The 18,755-nt window shown below is 63.4% G+C and carries 14 protein-coding genes; 6 read left to right on the top strand and 8 right to left on the bottom strand.

The window, feature by feature from the left end:
- Positions 1 to 8: 8 nt before the first annotated feature.
- Together EA187_RS08615 and EA187_RS08610 are read right to left on the bottom strand one after the other, a co-directional pair.
- On the bottom strand, positions 9 to 701 hold the full coding sequence (locus tag EA187_RS08615) for an MYXO-CTERM sorting domain-containing protein (RefSeq protein WP_164856131.1): 693 nt from the start codon (positions 699 to 701) through the stop codon (positions 9 to 11).
- Between the two features lie 396 nt (positions 702 to 1,097).
- Positions 1,098 to 2,585, bottom strand: a complete 1,488-nt coding sequence (locus EA187_RS08610; protein WP_127779983.1) for a DUF7151 family protein — start codon at positions 2,583 to 2,585, stop codon at positions 1,098 to 1,100.
- 792 nt (positions 2,586 to 3,377) lie between these two features.
- On the opposite strand from EA187_RS08610, the gene EA187_RS08605 reads away from it, so the two are divergent.
- Both EA187_RS08605 and EA187_RS08600 read left to right on the top strand, forming a co-directional pair.
- The gene (locus EA187_RS08605; protein WP_127779982.1) at positions 3,378 to 4,181 is read left to right on the top strand and encodes a hypothetical protein; all 804 of its coding nucleotides are present in this window, start codon (positions 3,378 to 3,380) and stop codon (positions 4,179 to 4,181) included.
- A gap of 269 nt (positions 4,182 to 4,450) precedes the next feature.
- Complete coding sequence (locus tag EA187_RS08600) at positions 4,451 to 5,353, top strand: pirin family protein (protein ID WP_127779981.1); 903 nt, start codon at positions 4,451 to 4,453, stop codon at positions 5,351 to 5,353.
- Positions 5,354 to 5,382: 29 nt separating this feature from the next.
- On the opposite strand, the gene EA187_RS08595 is transcribed toward EA187_RS08600, so the two are convergent.
- Genes EA187_RS08595 through EA187_RS08585 form a run of 3 tightly spaced genes read right to left on the bottom strand, consistent with a single transcriptional unit; the run spans position 5,383 to position 9,201 of the window.
- Positions 5,383 to 5,709: a hypothetical protein gene (locus EA187_RS08595; RefSeq protein ID WP_115606084.1), complete on the bottom strand. Its 327-nt coding sequence runs from the start codon at positions 5,707 to 5,709 to the stop codon at positions 5,383 to 5,385.
- Positions 5,706 to 6,974, bottom strand: coding sequence for a hypothetical protein (locus EA187_RS08590; RefSeq protein WP_127779980.1), 1,269 nt, complete (start codon positions 6,972 to 6,974; stop codon positions 5,706 to 5,708). The genes EA187_RS08595 and EA187_RS08590 overlap by 4 nt, the downstream gene beginning before the upstream one ends.
- Positions 6,975 to 7,029: 55 nt before the next feature.
- Positions 7,030 to 9,201, bottom strand: a complete 2,172-nt coding sequence (locus EA187_RS08585; RefSeq protein ID WP_127779979.1) for a PAS domain-containing hybrid sensor histidine kinase/response regulator — start codon at positions 9,199 to 9,201, stop codon at positions 7,030 to 7,032.
- Positions 9,202 to 9,629: 428 nt separating this feature from the next.
- Between EA187_RS08585 and EA187_RS08580 the strand changes: the two genes are divergently transcribed.
- The 3 genes from EA187_RS08580 to EA187_RS08570 all read left to right on the top strand — a co-directional run bounded on the left by EA187_RS08580 (position 9,630) and on the right by EA187_RS08570 (position 12,605).
- Positions 9,630 to 10,922 carry an aminotransferase class V-fold PLP-dependent enzyme gene (locus EA187_RS08580; protein ID WP_164856130.1) on the top strand — a complete coding sequence of 431 codons (1,293 nt, stop codon included), beginning with the start codon at positions 9,630 to 9,632 and terminating at the stop codon, positions 10,920 to 10,922.
- A 173-nt stretch (positions 10,923 to 11,095) separates the two neighbouring features.
- Positions 11,096 to 11,698 carry a TetR/AcrR family transcriptional regulator gene (locus tag EA187_RS08575; protein ID WP_115606089.1) on the top strand — a complete coding sequence of 201 codons (603 nt, stop codon included), beginning with the start codon at positions 11,096 to 11,098 and terminating at the stop codon, positions 11,696 to 11,698.
- A gap of 319 nt (positions 11,699 to 12,017) precedes the next feature.
- The gene (locus EA187_RS08570; RefSeq protein WP_127779978.1) at positions 12,018 to 12,605 is read left to right on the top strand and encodes a pentapeptide repeat-containing protein; all 588 of its coding nucleotides are present in this window, start codon (positions 12,018 to 12,020) and stop codon (positions 12,603 to 12,605) included.
- 209 nt (positions 12,606 to 12,814) lie between these two features.
- Here EA187_RS08570 and EA187_RS08565 read toward each other — a convergent pair whose 3' ends face one another.
- Positions 12,815 to 13,459: an RluA family pseudouridine synthase gene (locus tag EA187_RS08565; RefSeq protein WP_127779977.1), complete on the bottom strand. Its 645-nt coding sequence runs from the start codon at positions 13,457 to 13,459 to the stop codon at positions 12,815 to 12,817.
- A gap of 451 nt (positions 13,460 to 13,910) precedes the next feature.
- On the opposite strand from EA187_RS08565, the gene EA187_RS08560 reads away from it, so the two are divergent.
- The gene (locus EA187_RS08560; protein WP_115606093.1) at positions 13,911 to 14,873 is read left to right on the top strand and encodes a hypothetical protein; all 963 of its coding nucleotides are present in this window, start codon (positions 13,911 to 13,913) and stop codon (positions 14,871 to 14,873) included.
- A gap of 408 nt (positions 14,874 to 15,281) precedes the next feature.
- Here the strand turns inward: EA187_RS08560 and EA187_RS08555 are convergent, their stop codons facing one another.
- Both EA187_RS08555 and EA187_RS08550 read right to left on the bottom strand, forming a co-directional pair.
- On the bottom strand, positions 15,282 to 15,782 hold the full coding sequence (locus tag EA187_RS08555) for a DUF892 family protein (protein ID WP_115606094.1): 501 nt from the start codon (positions 15,780 to 15,782) through the stop codon (positions 15,282 to 15,284).
- Between the two features lie 526 nt (positions 15,783 to 16,308).
- Positions 16,309 to 18,666 (bottom strand): FG-GAP-like repeat-containing protein, encoded by a 2,358-nt coding sequence (locus EA187_RS08550; RefSeq protein ID WP_127779976.1) that lies wholly within the window; start codon positions 18,664 to 18,666, stop codon positions 16,309 to 16,311.
- Between the last annotated feature and the right edge of the window lie 89 nt (positions 18,667 to 18,755).

Genomic DNA, 18,755 nt, shown 5'->3' with positions numbered 1-18,755 from the left:
GGGTGATGTCAGGGCCGACGGCGCAGTATGACCAGACCAAGGGCACCGGCCATCGTCAGCAGCGCCGAGCCCGGAGTGTTGCCGGAGGTCGAGCAGCCGCCCGCGCTGCCCTCACCAGGGTCGGTTTGCTCGTTGCCAGAGCCCGCGTCGTTCTCGTCCCCTGTGTCGGCACCGCTGAGCTCTTCACCCGTATCGCTCTCGTCCCCTGTGTCGGCACCGCCGGGCTCTTCACCCGTATCACCCTCGTCGATGGGGGGCTCGTAGGGATGTTCGGGCTCTTCATAGAAGTTGCGGATGGTGATCTCGATCCCGATGTCGGTGGTATCCGTGCTGACCTCGAAATGGCGAGACAGACTGCTCTCGTCGCCGTACGCGTAGGGCTCTGACAATGCGAGATCGACTGCGAGTTCGTCGCCGGGCTCCAGAGTTTCGGAGATGCAGGCCTCGTTCTCGCAATCGAGTTCCACGATCGAGATAGGAACCTCGCAGGTGTTGGTGAGGGTGAGGGTGCGGCTGCAGATCTCATTGTAATAGAGATCCGAGGTGTAGTTGCCGGCGATGGTCAGGCACTCCAGCTCGGCGGAATGAGTGGTATTCACAGCGCAATAACCGTCGGCGGAGATATCCGTTTCGGCAGAGGCCGCGGCGGGTAAAAGAAGTCCAAACACGACAAGAGCAGCGGCGGTGGTAGAACGCATCATCAGGTTTCCCGGGGTTATTTTGGTGAAAGATGGCGAGCAGCGAAGACAGGGTGTGGATAGATGCCTGTCCATATTTGTGTCTGGCGATCGGCGTCATCGGAGGTAGGTCTACCCCGAAAAAGGGTGTCTGGCATCGGTAGGATGAGTTGAGGCAAGGGCTGTGCCAGCTGTCGCGCGGGACCGGGCCGACATGTGCCATGCGTGTTTTGGAATGCGCCCGAGGGGCGGACGGCTTCGATTCCGTGCACGATAGAAGCCCGCCGCATCTCCATGAATGACGCCCCCGTGCACAACCGAGGGTCACTCCCTCCCCAAAAAAAAGAGCGCCGGCGGTGGGCCGGCGCTCTTCAAAACCATGTTCAGAATGACGAGTTGCGCGTCGCTCCGATGGAGGTGTTAGTCGAGGGTGATCATCTCAAAGCGATCGCTCTCCCGCTGAACCACCAGGGTGTCACCGTCGATGGTGATCAGCGGCCAGATGCCAAAAGAGTCGCTGGTCCAGTTGCCCGTGACGAAGTCGCCGGATGCGTTCACAAGCCAGGCGCTCATGGCATATTCGGTGCCGCTGTAGGTGGTCCACATGCCGGTGCGGGTCCAGTACTGACCCGGCGTCGCGCTCTCGATGCGTCGCTCCGCAGCGGTGGCCGGGTCGGCGAACCAGTCCAAAACGCTGCCCTCGCCGGCGACCGCTTCACCGCCGAGCTCGGTGCGCGAGGCGATGAAGACCGGATCGATGGCTTCCCCCGTGGAGACAGAACCACTGTGGATGGACGTCCAGGCCACGGTGGTGGGCGCGAGGGCCGCATTCAATGCCACGGAGAAGGCGTCGGCGAAGGTCGAGTTGAGCCAGAGGCGCAGATCGCTTGAGTCCCAGGAGTTGGACCAGTCGCTGTTATAAATCCCCCGCGACGCGACGCTCTCGGTGGTGCGCAGGGTCACGGCGTTGGTCAGATCACCGTAGTTATGGTGGACCAGGCGCCACTCCAGAGGGGCATCGTTCCAGAGGGTGGCGTTGTCGACGAGGAGCGCGCCGGTGGGAAGATCGGAGGCGCGCACGACCATCAGCGGGCAGAGCAGCGTCGACTCCTCGCCAATCGTCAGCAGGGTGCCCTCGCCGCCGGGGCATTCTGCGGAGGTGGCGTTGCTCAGCGTGACCTGCGGGGTCAGGCCGTCCTCACCCGGGGCACCGTGGCAGATCGCATCGCTCTGGAGCACCGCTTCTTCAGCATCGAGCGTGCCGTTGGCGTTGGCGTCCAGGCCAAACTCGATGAGGGTGCCGCCGAACTCGCAGGTGGCCACGTCGGCGGCGCTGACGCGCATCGCCGAGTTGAGGCCCGGCGCGCCATCTTCGCCCGGGGCCCCCTGTTCTCCGGTGGCGCCGTTGCAGATCGCGGTGCTCTCGACCACCTCTTCGTCGTCGTCGAGGGCGCCATTGGCGTTGGTGTCGTGACCGAACTCCAGGAACGTGCCGCCGAACTCGCATTGGGCGCTATCGGCCTCACCGGCGCGCACCACCACGCTCATAGCCGCTTCGCCGTCCTCGCCGTCGTCGCCGTCCTCGCCATCTTCACCGTCGCAGATCACGTGGGAGTCGCCATCGAGGGTCACGACCACGCCTCCCTCGGCACACTCTTCGGCCGTCGCGTCGGAGATCTCGATCTCGGGAGCTTCGCCATCCTCGCCAGGGGCGCCCTGGCAGACGACGTGCTCGGCGTCACCGATCAGGATCACCTGACCGCCGTAAGGGCATTGCTCGCCAGTGGCCTCCGTCACGCTGAGCGCGGGGGCGTCCTGGGGGGCTTCGGAGCCGCAGCCGGCGGCAGTAGAGGTGAGCAGGAGGGCGGTGAAGGTTACGAACAACGACGTGCGGTACGTAGTCTGCAAGTGGGGCTCCATGGGGTGAGAGCAAGGCGCAGTGCGGCCGTAGCTCAAGGGGCATGATGCTTGTGCGACGTGCATGGCGGACGTGTTCTAAAAGCGATGAAACAATTCTTTACACTTGCCGAGGCTGAAGTCAATTGCAGGTGAGGGAGGGGGCGAAAAAAGGAGCAGACACGTGACGGTAACGCCCTCGCGCTGCCCGACCGGGGGTTGGACACGCGCCCGGACCATCCCAAAGGGGCCGATTCGCCCCCTTTTGCCGAAACCAACCCTCCACGCTGCCTTCAACGCTCCTTTTCAGCGCCACCCCGGGTGCCAGGGCACCTGACACGTCGCTTTTCGCGCGGAGCAGGCCTGTGGTGGGAATGAGACGTGTCTTTCAATTTGAAATAGGCCTCCTGGTCTCACGCGAACGCGGGTCTGCGGCGTCACCACCCCCGGGAGTCGCAGAGCAGGGGAGGTGGCGTTGCAGAGTCAGATACGCGTCAGGATGGGAGGTGTTCTGAGCGCGAAAACGCGCGCATGAGCCTGAGTGAAAAGCGTTTTTCAAAACAAAACGCCCCTCCGGGCGAGCTGAGGGGGAAGGTGGGGCCGGGGAGTCGGGGGCGAGTCAGGATGAGAGGGCTTTTTGACCCGCGGGCGCTTTCCGGGCTTATCGGCGCTCGGAGCTTGCGGGGAGCGCGCGCCGCGGGATAGCGTTTTTTCATTCAACATAACGACGTCCTGAGCAGTCCAGCCGGCGCGCCGGTGGTCGGTCCGCGGTGCTGGGTGGGGCGATGCATGGGGAGCATGGTCATGGCCAAGATCACGAAAATGGTAGCCAATCGACGCGGCGTCACAAACACCGTGGTGAGCTCGGCGAGTGTCAACAAGGCGGAGTTGGGCGCTCGCCTGGAGCGCATCATCTTCAAGGATCAGGTGCCCGATCCGCTGACGATGGCCGACCTGGTGGTGGCGCTGACGGGCGTGCTGCAGGAGGACTACGACACGATGGAAGCCTTCGATCGGGAGGTGGCCTCGGAGGTCAGCCAGGACGGCGTGCTGCGCGATCGCCGCGACGCCCAGATCGAGGAGGTGCGCCAGCATGTGCTGGCGTTTCGCTCGGCGGTCGACGCCGACTACGGCATGCGGGCGGCGGCGCATCTGGGGCTCGATGGGGTCACCGCCTACAACGCCAACGAGCTGATCACCCAGGGGCGCAACGTGCTGCGCCAGCTGGAGGGCGGTCTTTTGGATTTTGAGCCGCGCTTTGCGGCCCTGGGCCGCCCCGACTACCAAAAGCGCGCCGAGGGGTTGAGCGCCAGCCTGAGCAAACTCGAAGAGACGTCCGGGGCCCTGGTCGAGGAGACGCGGGAGACGCAGGACGCCCAGAATATGCGCAACAAAGCCGAGGAGGTCTGGGCGACGCATTATGCGCCGGTGGCGGCGATCCTCGAAAACCTCTACCGCCTGGCCGAGATGCCGGCCCACGCCGATCGGGTGCGGCCGACGAGCCGGCGGCGCGCGGGGCTGCCGGAGGAGGAGGACGTGGTCCAAGGCGACGAGGTGGTCGAAGGTGACGAGGTGGTCGAAGGTGACGAGGTGGTGGTGGAGGAGTAAACGCCCCGGAACGGCGCTGGTGGGGTAGGGGTTCGGGCCTGGGTTCGGGTTTGGGCTTGGGCTTGGGTTCGTGCTCGGTCTCGGGCTCGAACTGCGAACCCCGATAGCCCACACGAATCGACCATCACCGCAAACCCCGGCGCCCCACAACCACCCAACCACCCAACCACCCAACCACCCAACCACAAAGCGAACCCGCCACCGCGCCCACAAATCGCCCGACATCGCGAACCCCCGGCGCCCCCCACCTGCGAATCTCAGGAGTTTGTATGCTCGACATCGTCATTGATGCCCGCGCTGCCCAACTTGGCCCCGGCTTTGAGGTGGCGCGTATTCTGCCCTACCGCAAGCGGCGGATGGTCGGGCCCTTTATTTTTCTGGATCACGCCGGGCCGGTCTCACTTTCGCCGGTGATCTCCGAGGAGATGGATGTGCTGCCCCACCCGCATATCGGGCTCTCGACGATCACCTACATCTTCCACGGCAAGTGGATGCACCGCGACAGCGTGGGCTACGAGCAGGTGATCAAGCCGGGGGATGTGAACTGGATGACGGCCGGCAGCGGCGTGAGTCATTCGGAGCGTTTTGAGGAGGAGTTTCGGCGTACCGGGGGCGACCTGGAGCTTTTGCAGGCCTGGGTGGCGCTGCCGGAGGAGGTGGAGGAGAGCGAGCCGACGTTTCATCATTACGAGCAGGCGCAGCTTCCCCACGATGATGCATCGGGCGTGTGGTTGCGGGTGATCGCCGGTGAGGCCTACGGGCTTAAAAGCCCCGTGCAGACGCACTCGCCGCTCTTCTATGTGCACAGCGAGCTTGCGCCGGAGGCGCGCTTGAAACTACCCGAAGGCTACAGCGAGCGGGCGATCTATGTGGCGCGCGGGCAGGTGGAGCTTGGCGGGCAGATCTATAAAAAGGGGCAACTCCTGGTGGTGGAGGCCGGAAAAGATCCGGTGATCACCGCCCGCACCCCGGCCACCGTGATGCTGCTCGGGGGGGAGCCCCTGGGGAAGCGGCATATCTGGTGGAACTTTGTCTCGTCGAGCAAGGAGCGCATCGAGCAGGCCAAAGCCGACTGGGAGAGCGGGCGTATCAAACTTCCGGTGCATGATGAGGAGGAGTTCATTCCTCTGCCGGGAAGCTCCAAAAAGAGCGACGCCGAGCCGCTCTCCTGAGCGCATGGGCGGGAGTTAAGGGGGGATGTTCAGCACGCGGCCAGCGCCCGGGCGACCTGCTCGGCCAGGGCGCGGGCGGCGTTGCGACGCGTGTCGCGCGGCGTGGCGTAATGCACGCGAAGTTGCAGGCGACCGGTCGCGGGAACCACCAGCAGGCGGTGGTCCTCGGCGCTGAAAAACACCCACATCGGGAGGCTGGAGGCCTGGCCCCGTCGGGTCAGGCCGACCTCGCGCAGGGCGTCGGGCAGGCGCGTGAGGTCGGTGTCTTCGGGGAGGTCGAGGCGCCAGAGCAGATCGTCGATGCAGGCCCGATCTTTTCGAAGGTTGAGGGGCGCATCGAACGCGGGGGAGCTCATCGGATCTGCCGGGTCACGATGACTTCGCAATGATCGTCACCGCAGCTGACGCAGTGGGTCTGCTCGGCCTGCCACTGGTTGTCGGGATCGTTGCTCATCTCGTCGTAGAACGCCGGCGTGAATGCGGGGGTTGAACTCCAGTCGACGGCGTGGCCGAGCTGGGCGATGGCTTCACACGCCCCTTCAAAGAGGTAGCAGGAGGGGGTCGAGCCCTGGCCGTGGCGCAGCTTATAATAGGGCCCCTCGTAGGTGGTGGGCGCCTGGAGAACCAGCAGGCGGCCCGGCTCAAAGTCGGCCACCGACCATCGCCCAAACCCTAAGCCCCGGGCGATCGTGCAGGCATGAAGCGCGACGGTGAGCGCGTCGCGTTCGCTGGTGCCGGTGAGCGCCTCCCATTCCGGCGAGCCGATGATGCCGCCGAAGGTGTTAAAGCCGCACATTCGGCCGGCCTCGCGCAGGAGTCCGGCGGAGACCCGCGCGAAGCTCTCGTGGCGCTGACTCAAGGTCTCCAGCATCTCGTAGGAGAGGCGGTTGTAGATGTTGACCGGGCTGAAGGTGACAAAGACACCGAAGGCCTCGATCAGCCCGCGCTCATCGCCTTTGACGCTGGCGAGAAAGTCACGCAGGCCTTCGGTCAGGCGCTGGACTTCGTCTTCGGAGCGGCCGCCGAAGCTCGCCGGGAGCACATCGAGCGTGGCCTGCTGGCTGAGCGGGGGGCGCAGGGCGGCGGCGCCTTCGACCCGGCGCAGGCGGAACTCGCAGCTCTCATGACCCATGGCCTGGCAGAGGGTCTCGGTGGCCTCGATCGTGTGGGGGGGGAGGCCGAAGGCCACTGCCATGGCGGCTTCTGCAAAGCCTGCGGCCAGCGCGTCGGCCGGGGAGTAGCGGGGCTGGTCGCCGAACTTCTCGCGCCAGCTGGTGCTGTAGTGCAGGGTGCGGCCGAGGGCCACGCCCCCCTGCGGGGTGAGTCTGCCGAGCTCAAGGCGGCCGTGCCCCCAGGTCCGAAAGAGATCTTCGGCGAGCGAGAGGCGGGCGGCGGGCTCATCGATATGGAGGTCGACGGTGGCACGGTTGAGCAGCGCCCAGAAGAACTCGCGGGCCGCCTCGGTGCGCAGCTTTGTGCCGGCGGCAAGCCCCAGCGCATCGTTGACGGTCTTGTCGATAAAGAGGTTGTAGTGATGGCAGTGCCCGCAGACGGGCGTCTCGGCCACAAATCGCAGGTCGTACTCGGGGCTCCAGCGTTCCAGATCGTGCAGGGGACTCATGGGCGACTCCAACGACAGGGGTGGGGAGACGTAGGGCGATGTTCGGATACGATGCTCAGCTGAGTTCCGGAGTAAGCTGGCGTCGGACGCCGGGGGCGACCAGGCGGTCGACTTCTTCGACGAGCTCGGTGCCGGTGAAGTTTCCTTTGCGCATGACCCGCTCGGTGACCTGCTGGAGCTGGTGGAGTTCTTTATGCGAGAGCTGGCGGGCGGTGACCACGATGACCGGGATGTCGCTCAGGGCTGGCTCGGCGCGCAGCACTTCGAGAAATTCAAAGCCGTCCATCTCGGGCATCATCAAATCGAGGAGGATGATGTCGGGGAGATTTTTGGCATCGAGCGCGCGCAGACGGTCGATAGCCTGTCGACCGTGGATGGCGGTGGTGGTCTTCCAGCCGGCGTTTTGAAGGGTGCGGTCCATGACCTCGCGCGTGGCGTCATCGTCTTCGACAATGAGCGCCTGCAACTCACCGCGCTCCAGCTCGAAGCGCTGGAGGGTGCGCAGGAGCACGTCGCCGCTGACCGGTTTGACCAGGTAGTCGTCGGCCCCCAGCGCGAAGCCTTTTTTGCGGTCGACGACCATCGTGAGCATGATCACCGGGATGTGGGCCAGCTCCGGGTCGTATTTGAGCTCGGCCAGGGTGTCCCAGCCGCTGCGTCCGGGCATCATCACATCGAGGGTGATGGCCGAGGGGCCGACGGCGCGGGCCATGCGCAGGCCTTCATCGCCGCTGATGGCGCTGACGACCCGGTAGCCGGCGCGCCCGAGCTGGCGTCGCAGAAGTTCGTGGACGGTCTCGCTGTCGTCGATGACCAGTACGGTGTGGTCGTTGCGGGCGGCGCGCGGCAGGGCGGCGGCCTCGTCGATGGCGTTCAACGCCTCGCTGGCGACCAGGGGGGCGGGCAGGTGCACGCTGAAGGTGGAGCCTTCGCCGGGGCTGCTGGTGGCATGGATGAAACCGCCCATCATGCGGCAGAAGTGCTGCGTAATGGTCAGTCCCAGGCCGGTGCCGCCGTACTGGCGGGTGGTGGAGTTGTCGGCCTGAGTGAAGGGCTCAAAGAGCTCGTCGATCTTCTCCTGGACGACGCCGATGCCGGTGTCGGTCACATCGAAGATGAAGTGTTCTCCGGGGTCGGATTCTTCGCGGCGCACATTCAAGGTCACGTGGCCGTTTTCGGTGAACTTGCAGGCGTTGCTCAACAGGTTGATGAGGATCTGGCGCAGCTTGATGCGATCGGCACGGATCATGCCCAGGTCGGCTTCGACGAGGACCTCAAAGTGGTTGTTTTTGGCGCGGGAGACCGGCTCCATGGTGGAGATGACATCGGCGATGAGCTCGCCAAGATCGAAGCTCTCCCAGACGATCTCGTGGCGACCGGCCTCGATCTTGGAGAGATCGAGGATGTCGTTGATCAGGCTTAGGAGGTGCTTGGCGGCGGTGTAGATCTTACCAAGGTCGGGGGTGATGTCGTTGTAGCCGAAGATCTCGGCGTCTTCGCGGATAAGCTCGGTGTAGCCGATGACGGCGTTGAGCGGGGTGCGCAGCTCGTGGCTCATATTGGCCAGAAAGCGGCTTTTGGCTTGATTGGCCTCGATGGCCTGGTCGCGGGCGCGGGTGATCTCGTCGTTGAGGCGCTGGAGGCGGTCGGCGACCTCTTTTTGTTCGGTGACGTCGCGGATCACGCAGACCGCGCCTACAACCACCCCGTCGCGATCGATGGGGCTGAGGATGTAGGAGACAGGGAGCGCACCGGAGCCGTTGCGCTCCAGCAGGCCATCGTCGTCGCGAAGGGTAGCGCCGGAGTTGAGCAGCGCCTGGGCGCTGCGCTCCGGTGCCGGATCGGCTTCGGGGCCGCTGCGGTCGACGCCCAGGCGCTCCAGGAGCTTAAAGGTGTCGTCGATGGTGCTGTCGAAGAGGCGAGAGGCGGCCGGGTTGGCAAAGAGCAGGCGCCCGCGGCGGTCGATGGCGCAGACGCCGTCTTCAACCGCGCTGAGCAGAGATTGCAACTTCTCACGCTCCTCGTTGACCTTAGACTCAAGCTGACGCGAGGACTCGCCGAGGGTATCCAGGGTCTGATGGAGCAGAAAGGCGTTATGTTCCGACTCCGCGCAGATCTGATTGATACCGACGAGCATTCGCGCCCAGGTCGCCTCATCGGGCATGGCTCGGGGATCGTCGATGTCCAGCGTATTAAGAAGAGTGCGCAGTCGGGGATGGATCGCCATAGGGGAATTCCCGGGGGGCAGCGGCGAGTAGGCCTGGTGTTTCTGGCGAGATGAAGTTCGCAAAACACAAGGCCGCGCGTTAGCTTAGAGCGGAACGATCGCGTCAGGTGGAGTATTTTTACTATTCACAGCCCGCATTCGTTGCGTCAAGTGTCAAGAGATGGATTACCCCGTAAGGGGGGCGACGTTGACGTGAAATCAAGGCGAGGGCGGGGTGCGTGAGGAGTTTTGCGACGCGGCAATGGGCTCCGGGAATGCCAGGGTGCCGCTCGTGGGAGGAAGGGGTCTTATGTTCTCTATGATGTCGGTGGAGCGCAAAAAGGAGTGTGGAGGGCCTATCACGCGCTGATGTTGCATACCCGGTGGCGTGGCGATGTCGCATGGAGAGACGTTCGAATCGGATTGAGGCGCAAGAACTGGAGGTGTCTGTGAACGTGAAGCGACCCGAAGGAGATGTCAGCATCACGAGCGAACCATCGTGTCTCGCGGCGCAGGTGCGCGAGCAGGTCCCGGCGCTGCACCAGGGAGGGGAGGTAGGGCGGCGCTGGACCTATCTGGACAGCGCGGCGACGACGTTGACGCCGCAGCCGGTGATCGACGTGTTGAGCGACTTTTATGCCACGGAGACCGGCTCGGCGGGGCGAGGAGGGCACTGGCGAGCGCGCCGCTCGACGCAGCGTTATGAGGCGGCCCGGGCGCGGGTGGCGGCGTTTCTGGGGGCTGAAACGAGCAGCTCGGTGGTGTTTACCCGGGGTGCGACGCATGCGCTCAACCTGATTGCGTGCGGACTTCGCGGGGCACTTAAGCCGGGCGATGAGGTCGTGATCAGCGCGATGGAGCATCACGCCAACCTGCTCCCCTGGCGCGCGCTGGCCGAGGAGAGCGGGGCGAGGCTGCGGGTGGTTCCGCTCAACGAGCGAGGGGAGTTGGACCGGGAGGCGACGGAGGCGATGATCGGTGCGCGTACTGCGATTGTTGCTCTGACGCATGTCTCCAATGTGTTGGGGACGGTCAATCCGGTGGCGGAGTGGGTTGAGATGGCGCGTGGGTACGGCGCGCTGAGCGTGATCGATGGGTCGCAGAGCGTGGCGCATCGGGCGATCGATGTGAAGGCGCTGGGCTGCGACTTCTTTGTGTGCTCGGCCCACAAGATGTACGGGCCTACCGGGGTGGGGGTGCTCTGCGGGCGTTCGGAGGCGCTGGAGCGACTGCGTCCGATGGAGCTGGGTGGTGGGATGATGACGTCGGTTCGGGAGGATGAGGTCGTCTTCGCTGAACTTCCAAACCGGCTGGAGGCGGGAACCCCGCCGGTGGCGCAGGCTGTGGGGATGGCGGCGGCGATCGACTGGATGGAGGGATTTGGAATGGAGGCGTTGCAGCGTCACGAGGAGGCGCTTTGTGCCTATGCGTTGGAGCGTTTCAAGGAGGTTGAGGGGGTGGAGGTTGTGGGAAGCCCGGCGGAGCGCTCGGCGGTGATCGCCTTTGGGTTGCGCGGGGTTGACGCGTACGACCTTGGCGAGCTGCTCGACGCGCAGAATGTGGCGGTGCGCGTCGGATCGCATTGCGCCCATCCGCTGGTGCGTGAGCTGGGGCTTTGCGCCACGGCCCGCGCTTCGTTCGGGGCGTATACGGATCGCGATGACATTGACGCGTTGATCGAGGCGCTGGCTGAGGCGGCGCGTTTTTCGCCTTGTGGCGAGCTTGATGGTCAGCCTCGATGATGCTGCCGACGAGGTGGGATGAGTCGGGGCGAGGCGATACGGTCGCGAGATGCGTCGATGTGCCACCCGCATTATGGTGCCATGCGTGGTCCCCGCGCTGGCCAATGTCACGCGGCTGAGTCAGACTCAGGGCCTCCCTCCATGGATATTTCGATGAAACGACGAGTCCCTGCATGAGTGATGCGAACCGACAGCGTCTGGGCCATACGGAGGCCCGTGAGCGCATTTTGGAAGCGGCGGCGGTGGTTTATAATCAGCGCGGTCAGTCGATGACCGTGGAGGAGATCGCCACCCAGGCTGGCTATTCCACCTCGGCGCTCTACAAGCACTTTGCCAATCGCGATGACATCCTCTGCACGCTGTGGCGCTCGGTGCGTGCGCGTATCACTGAGGTGATCGTGCAGCCACCTCCGGACGGGCTGGGCTTTCGGGAGCGCACCCGCTGGTTGCTTTACCGGCTGGCGGAGTTCGCCGAGGAGGAACGCGAGCTTTTTGTGGCGGCGATGGTCAACGCCCCGATGGGGCCTCCTTCGGATAAGGTCGACGAGGAGATTCTGACCACCTACCGCGCCAACCAGCGCGTGTGGCTGGATCTCATGGAGCAGGGTATCGCCGCCGGAGAGCTGCGTGAGGCCGAGCCGATGGACTACGTGTTGGCGCTGGGGGGGCATCTGCATTCGCTGACGATCCACTGGGCGTTTGAGGGGCCTTTTGCGCTCAAGCCGGCCATTGATCGGGTGCTGGAGATTTTTATTGAGGGTGCGGGGCGGCGTTGAGGGGGCGGACCGGGGGATGGTTGAACGCGAGGAATGAAGCGGCATTTGCATGACCGAGGGATGGTCGAACGCGAGGAATGAAGCGGGTGATGCGCGACCGTGGGATGGTCGAACGCGAGGAATGAAGCGGGTGATGCGCGACCGGGGGATGGTCGAACGCGAGGAATGAAGCGGGTGACGGTCGAACGCTCCAGACGTTTGCTCAACGCTCTCTTGCCCCGCTCGGCAGAGGTCGGCTATTGGGAGGTTGGAACAACGTTCGCCCCCCCTCCAGACCCCGTTCCGGGTCCAACCCCCCTCCTTTTATGTGTGGCTCCTGATGAGCGATCTTCCCTCCCCCGACTCTTACCTCAACACCACCATTGACGCCGCGGACTTTACTCATCAGCGTCCTTTTGAGCAGGAGGTTTACGCCTGCGAGTTCGTTGACTGCGAGTTTCTGGGAGCGGATCTTCGGCAGGTTGCCTTCGTTGATTGCACCTTTCGAGGTTGCAACCTGGCGATGGTCAAACTGGCTGGCGCGCGTTTGCAGGGGGTGCGTTTTGTGGATTGCAAGCTGATGGGCGTGAGTTTTTTTGAGGTCAGCGACTTCGGATTCAGCGTGGGCTTTGAAGGAAGCAACCTCAACTACGCGTCGATGCGTTCGCTGAACCTGCGCCAGACATCGTTTGTACGTTGCAGTCTCCAGGAGAGTGATCTGTATGAGGCCGACCTTCGCCAGGCGACGTTTGAGCAGAGCGATGTGGCGGGGGTGAGCTGGGAGCGCGCTAACCTGGAAGGAGCCGATCTTCAGGGAGCGCTTAACCTGGTGCTCGACCCGGCCAAAAGTCGCACCCGGGGGATGAAGGTGCGTCTGGAGCAACTTCCCGGTCTGGTGTCACGTTTTGGCCTGAAGATCGAGGGTTAGGTGGCGAGAAACCTGGGAGATGTCCGACCCTCGGATGTGCAAAGGTGGCGAGAAACCTGGGAGATGTCCGACCCTCGGAGATGTCCGACCTCGGAGATGTCCGACCCCCGGATGTGCAAAGTGGGCGAAAACACCGGGTGAAGTTCGACCGCCGGAGGCGCAAAGTGGGCTAAAATACCGGGTGAAGTTCGCCCCCCGGATGTGCAACGTCAGCGCGGATCTTCGGTGAGTGAGCGAAGCAGCGTAAGTTGCGCGTCAAGCTCGGGCGCCAACGGGGCTTCGATGACGCGATCGTCGGGAAGTTCCAGTCGCAACGCGTGCAGCCAGAGACGCCCCGGAAAGCCCGGAACTCTCAAGAACTTTTTAGGCTTGTAACGCGACTCGCCAACGATGGCGTGGCCTTCTCGCTGAAGATGCTGGCGAATCTGGTGCTTGCGTCCCGTCTCTGGCTGTACCCGCAGGTAGGAGCAGGAGACAAATCGCTCCAGAGTCTCAATTCGGGTCCGAGCGTTAAGTGGCCGCCCGCGGCGCCGATCAAAGAGCGGAGCATCGAGCGTCATGGTGTTGGGAGGCGACCCGTAGACCAGCGCTCGATACTCTTTGCGCACCTGGTTCTGCGCGAACCACTCGCCCAACTCCGCGCGAAGTTCAGGGGAAGGTGACATCAGTACGACGCCGCTGGTCTCGCGGTCGAGGCGATGAATCGGTGCGTTTTCAGAGGTGCCGGTCAGCGTATTGAGCCAGCTGACCAGATCTTTCATCGCGGGATCGTTGGTGGGGTGCACCACCCAGCCGGCGGGTTTATTGATGACGAAAAGATCGCCGTCATGCGAGAGCAGCATTGGGTCGTTCATGGAGGAGCCGTGTCGAGGTGCGCGACCGGGGGTTGGTCAACGCGCTGTGAGGATGCGGGTGATAGGTGACCGGGGGGTGGACATCAAGGCGATCGTTTCGTTCACGAGAGAGTCCTTCCTCGCCAGGTTCCCGGGCGGTGACGTGGAGAGAGCGAGTCGGAGGTATGGGGGGCGGTGGGCATCGTGACACGTGGGAGGGCCTTGCTTTATGGCGCGTCGTATCCCGGCATGGATGTGGGAGATTGTGCAACCGAGGGTTGGTCACGTTCAGTGTCTGTGATGTGAAACATGACTGACCGGAGGATGGTCAACGCGCAGGGCCAACCAACGTGATCGGGGCTTCAACCACGTCGGAACGAAAAAAGTCTGAAGATTCACGCAACATCTCCGCCCGGCTGTCGATAACAGAAAAACGACGTCTGACTTCGACTCACCAAGGGAGAAACGCGCCATGACCCTACCTCGCTGCCACACCGAAAATCAGGTCGCCGTGATGAGCCGTCGCACCCATGATCGCGAGTTTTTGCTGCGGCCGGATGTCGTGATGAACGAGATTTTTCGCTACGAGATCGCACGTTCCGCCTCGCGCCACGGTTTGCGCATTCACGCCTTCGTCGCCATGTCCAACCATGTTCATGTGCTGGCCACCGATGTGCACGCCACGCGGAGTGGATTTATGCGAGATGCGATGGCCGGGGTGGCCCGCGCGCGAAACCGCGACCTCGATCGAAGTGGCTACTTCTGGGATTCCCGCGGGTACCACGACATGGTGGTCCTCGATCAGGCGGCGCTGGTCAAGCAGTTGATCTACATCTGGCTCAATCCGGTGCGTACCGGTGAATGCGACCACCCTGAGGAGTGGCCGGGTATGATGATACTGCCTCGAGACTGGGGAAAACCGATGCGGGTCATGAAGCCCGAAGGCTACGGGAGGCGCTCCGAGAAGTACGTGGAGTTTACTCCGACACCTCCCCCCGGCTACGAGCAGATGAGTTTGGAGGAGGCACAGGAGCACTTTGAGGGGCTCCTGGACGATGCGCTCAAGGAGGTGCTCGCGGAGCGAGAGCGCGGGAAGGTCGGCGCGGAGGGTGTGCTCAGAGTTCTGGGGTTACCGACGACCACGCGGCCTTCGACCCCCTGTCCGCGCGTGCAGAAAGCGCCGCGATTTGTCGCAACGTTCCCGGCGCTGCGCGAGGCAGCGGAGCTTCAGTACGCGTCGTTTGTTCGCGTCTACGAGCGGATTCGCTTGCGGTGGAAGGCCAAAAAGACCGGAGTCGTGTTCCCCTGCGGTACCCTCTGGTTGAAGCAACACGCTCGTGTTAGCTGCAAGCCGGCGGGGCCAGAAGAGTTGGCGCTATGCCTGGGGCATTGCCCTCCGGGGAATCATGTTCTTCTTCCCGACGCGGGCTCGTGAGGCTGTTTGCCGGCTCTAGATGCTAAGGCACCGGTGCTCTTCGAGTGCCCACAGCGATGGAACATATACGGGGGATTTTGAGTGAGGGGCGTTTTTTTCAGCCCGCGCGACAGGTTCCAATCTCCTCCGGCCCGGGTGAGGCTGACGAGGGCCGGGTTGTGTCTGTTTGTGGCCGGTACGGGCTGGATCCAGGCACCAGAACGGAATCTCACGACTCATGATGCGCGTCCGAGGTCGCAAAAAGCGCAAAAATGCACGTGCTATTGCGACGCACCACACCGACGTGATGTCCAACCCTCGGTTGAGCATAATCGCGTGATGTCCAACCCTCGGTTGGACATCACGCGCACTGGCTGTCGGTGCCAACCGGCAGGTCTTGTGAGCCCGGTTGTTGGATCGCGGGGGATGTCATCCTCTCAGCATGTTGTTCTCCACTCCGGCGCGGATCATCTGGGGGAGATTATCGTTGAAAAATGCGAGCATCGCGCGCTCGTCTTCTAAAATATCTGAGCAGATGCTGGCGATCTCGGCTTCTCCCAACTTCTCCGCCAGCGCGATGATGGCCTGATACATCGAGATCTCTAACTCTTCGCTGGCGGCCCCGATCATGGTGTCTTTGACAAAGGTGTTGTCCAGAAACCCCGTGAATCCGGCCTGAGCCGCACCCGCAAAGCCCGATGCTTTCGCGCGCCACTCCGGGGCCTCGGCGCCGAGGTCTTTCAGGCAGTGCTTTACAAGCTCGCAGTGACGTTTGGTCTCGCGTGTGTGCTCGTGGAGACGGGCCTGCAGCTCGGGAAACTCCCGGGCGTGTTTGGCCTGTCGGGTAAGTGCCTTGCTCAGAGTTTTCTCCAGTGTATATGCGCCTTCAAGCCACTTGATCAGTAGCTGATGATGAGGGTCGGTGCTCATGATGCCTCCTGTAAAAACGCCACCCAAAGGTGTGGGTGTGTCGAAGAAGACCCCTGGTGGGGTTCTGCGATAAACGTTGGCACCAACACTGGTCACCAAACCGGAACCCCTGCCATGGCAGGTGAGGGGAAGCGGTCAACGGGAAAAAGGGGGGGGAGAGGTGAGATGCGAGAAGGCGTCGGAGCGCTTGGAGCCGACGTATTGCTCAACCGAGGGTCGGACACATCTCAAAGGTGTGGGTGTGTCGAAGAAGACCCCTGGTGGGGTTCTGCGATAAACGTTGGCACCAACACTGGTCACCAAACCGGAACGCCTGCCATGGTAGGTGAGGGGAAGCGGTCAACGGGAAAAAGGGGGGGGAGAGGTGAGATGCGAGAAGGCGTCGGAGCGCTTGGAGCCGACGTATTGCTCAACCGAGGGTCGGACACGTCTTAAGATGGTCGAACCGAGGGTCGGTCAAACTTCGTGGGAGGTGACCAACTCTCGGGCGAATGAGCCGACCGAGGGTTGGCCGCCAGCACGATGATCAGCCGAGGATGCGACACTGCACCCCTTCGACGAGTTGCTCATTGTTGTCTTCGTTGCACTCGTTGAAACGGTTGTCCGGATCGGCTCCCACGCGCAGCTCGAATTCAGCCTGCAGCAGCGCGTTGGTTACCTCCACGCTCAGCTCAAAGCGTTCGGTGTTGCCGGGGAGCAACGCCTCGCTCAGCTCAAGACGCTCATCGAGCAAAACGGTGCTGTTGCGTGAGAGCGTCACCACCACGGGGGTGCCTTGAGGCACACTTCGAGCCCCCTGATTGCCTACCACCACGCTGATGCGCAGTTCGCCCTCCGTCCCACAGGAGACCTGATTGGTGGTGACCTCCTCCACGACCAGATCCGGCGCGTCGAAGAGGCCATCGGGTTGGACGTTCTGGCGGAAGTTGTTGAGCCGGCCGTTCTCCCAGTTTCGCTCGGGGATTCGGGGCACACGTGCGTCCTCGGTGATGTTGGTCACCGAATACGCGTGCTGGTTCCAGATGCGTCGGGTGCGTACCCAGTTGTTTCGGGCGTCCTTCCAGACCCACAGCCCCGGGCGATCGCCGCGATTTCCATACGCCGAGGCCACCAGCACTTCGGCCGAACCGTCGTTGTCGACGTCGGCGATCACCGGCATCTCAATGCGCGTATTGCTCTCGTGTTGCCCGTCCTCAAAGAGCACCTCGCCCGAGGTTCCATCCAGGATGTAGAAGTTTTGCTCATCGGCGTAGACAACCTCCGCCTTGCCGTCACCCTCAAAGTCGAAGACGCTGGAGGCGGTGGCGCGGCTGGAGCAGTCCTGGTTGGGGGTCTTCCAGAGGATACCGCGATCGGAGCAGCCCAGAGCCTCCCAGTTGTCGACGTCGCATTCCCGTTTGGCGACCACGTAGAAGTCGGCGCCGGCAGTGCCGATCTCGGGGATCCCGTCGCCGTCGAAATCTGCGATCGTGGGCGGGCCAGCCTCATTGCCGTTGGAGCAGTCGTCCAGCGGCACACCGATCTTCCAGACCTCCTGGCCCAGGTGGTCGAGCACGATGATCTCCCCGCGGCGCACCAGCACGATGTTGGGATGATCTCCTTCGTTAAAACGTGCCACGGCGTTAAATCCGTCACAGGTTAAGGGACCCTGACAGCGGGAGTTCTGCGAGGTGAAGGCGTACGTCCATAAGACCTCCCCGCGGTGGTTGTAGAGGGTGTTTCCGGCGATGATCTCCTGGGTGCCGTCGAGCGTCACATCGGCCACCGTGGAGGAGGGCCCCAGAAACGCATTGTTGCCGATGCCACCGGGACCGCCGGTGTGATCGGCGCTTGTGACCACGCCATCCCATTTGAGAATGCCACTCTGACCGTTGAGCACCACATTGCCGATGATAACCTCCGGTTGCCCGTCGGCATCGAGATCGGCCACCGAGGTGTTGGCGCCTCCGCGGGTATGAACATTCCAGGCGGGATAGTCGGGGTTATGCCACATCGGCTCCCACTGGCTGGCGTCGTCGCTGATGCGACGAAACGCCACTGTGCCCTGGGGCTGGCCGGCGGCGTTGCGCGTTACGCCGATGATTTCGGCGACGCCGTCGCCATCGAGGTCTGCCAGCGCCAGGCCGGAGTCGTTGTTGACGGGAGGCTCGCTGATCGAGGCGATGGTGCGCATGGTGCCGTCTTCGGCGCAGCGCCCCTCCACCACGCGCACCGTGGCGTCGACGTTGCAGCAGCCCTGGCTGTTGCGGTTGAACGATGGGAAGACGATGTCGGGGATATCGTCGGTATCGGTGACACCGTCGCCGTTATCATCGCTGAGGTTTGCGACAACCGGCACGGCCACCACATCGCCTCTGCCTTCGAACTCCAGCCCGTCGGGCACCCAGGTGCAGCCCGGCGAGGGCTCCAATTCCCCGACCGGAGGTCGGTACTCGCAGACGGCGATCTGGTCGCGGGGAAGGCACTGCCCGATGGAGGGCTCGCAGATCTCGTTGAGTGCGCACTCCTCGGTGCGCTCACACTCCCCCCGTGTGTCGACGCATGCATCTCCCAGACAGACCTGCTCGGCGCTACAGCAGACCCCGGCACACGCGCTCTCATCGACGCCGCACTCCAGCGGGGCATCGGCGTCATCCCGGGCATCATGGCCGCCGTCCTCACCGCCGTCGAGCGCCCCGGTGTCGGTGTCGCCGCCGGCGTCGTCCTCCACGCAGCGGTCGGCTACGCACCGTTCAGCACCTGTGCAGTCCTCGTCAGTTGCACAGATCTGAGTGCCGGTGAGATCTTCATCACTACAACCCGAGCAGGCCGTGGCACCGAGCGCAACCAGGAGCGAGAGCGCGCTTGTAGCCAGGCACGACGACAGTGAAACACGACGACCCATAAAAAACCTCCGAGAGAGACCCCTTCGATGACCTCTCTCAGAGGTAGCCAATGGTTTGGCTCGCGTCTAGCACAGGCGTCGGGATTACT

This window comes from Lujinxingia sediminis (genome assembly GCF_004005565.1).
In the GTDB taxonomy this organism is placed as follows: Bacteria; Myxococcota_A; Bradymonadia; order Bradymonadales; family Bradymonadaceae; genus Lujinxingia; species Lujinxingia sediminis.
Note: the sequence above shows the minus strand (reverse complement) of the source record. Positions and strands in the feature narration are given on the sequence as shown.

Bases quoted from the DNA above. Each gene is read 5' to 3' on its own strand.
- EA187_RS08560 (WP_115606093.1), top strand. From the start codon at position 13,911: ATGACCCTACCTCGCTGCCACACCGAAAATCAGGTCGCCGTGATGAGC.
- EA187_RS08590 (WP_127779980.1), bottom strand. From the start codon at position 6,974: ATGAGTCCCCTGCACGATCTGGAACGCTGGAGCCCCGAGTACGACCTG.
- EA187_RS08575 (WP_115606089.1), top strand. From the start codon at position 11,096: ATGAGTGATGCGAACCGACAGCGTCTGGGCCATACGGAGGCCCGTGAG.
- EA187_RS08605 (WP_127779982.1), top strand. From the start codon at position 3,378: ATGGCCAAGATCACGAAAATGGTAGCCAATCGACGCGGCGTCACAAAC.
- EA187_RS08595 (WP_115606084.1), bottom strand. From the start codon at position 5,709: ATGAGCTCCCCCGCGTTCGATGCGCCCCTCAACCTTCGAAAAGATCGG.
- EA187_RS08555 (WP_115606094.1), bottom strand. From the start codon at position 15,782: ATGAGCACCGACCCTCATCATCAGCTACTGATCAAGTGGCTTGAAGGC.
- EA187_RS08570 (WP_127779978.1), top strand. From the start codon at position 12,018: ATGAGCGATCTTCCCTCCCCCGACTCTTACCTCAACACCACCATTGAC.
- EA187_RS08550 (WP_127779976.1), bottom strand. From the start codon at position 18,666: ATGGGTCGTCGTGTTTCACTGTCGTCGTGCCTGGCTACAAGCGCGCTC.
- EA187_RS08615 (WP_164856131.1), bottom strand. From the start codon at position 701: ATGATGCGTTCTACCACCGCCGCTGCTCTTGTCGTGTTTGGACTTCTT.
- EA187_RS08565 (WP_127779977.1), bottom strand. From the start codon at position 13,459: ATGAACGACCCAATGCTGCTCTCGCATGACGGCGATCTTTTCGTCATC.
- EA187_RS08585 (WP_127779979.1), bottom strand. From the start codon at position 9,201: ATGGCGATCCATCCCCGACTGCGCACTCTTCTTAATACGCTGGACATC.
- EA187_RS08600 (WP_127779981.1), top strand. From the start codon at position 4,451: ATGCTCGACATCGTCATTGATGCCCGCGCTGCCCAACTTGGCCCCGGC.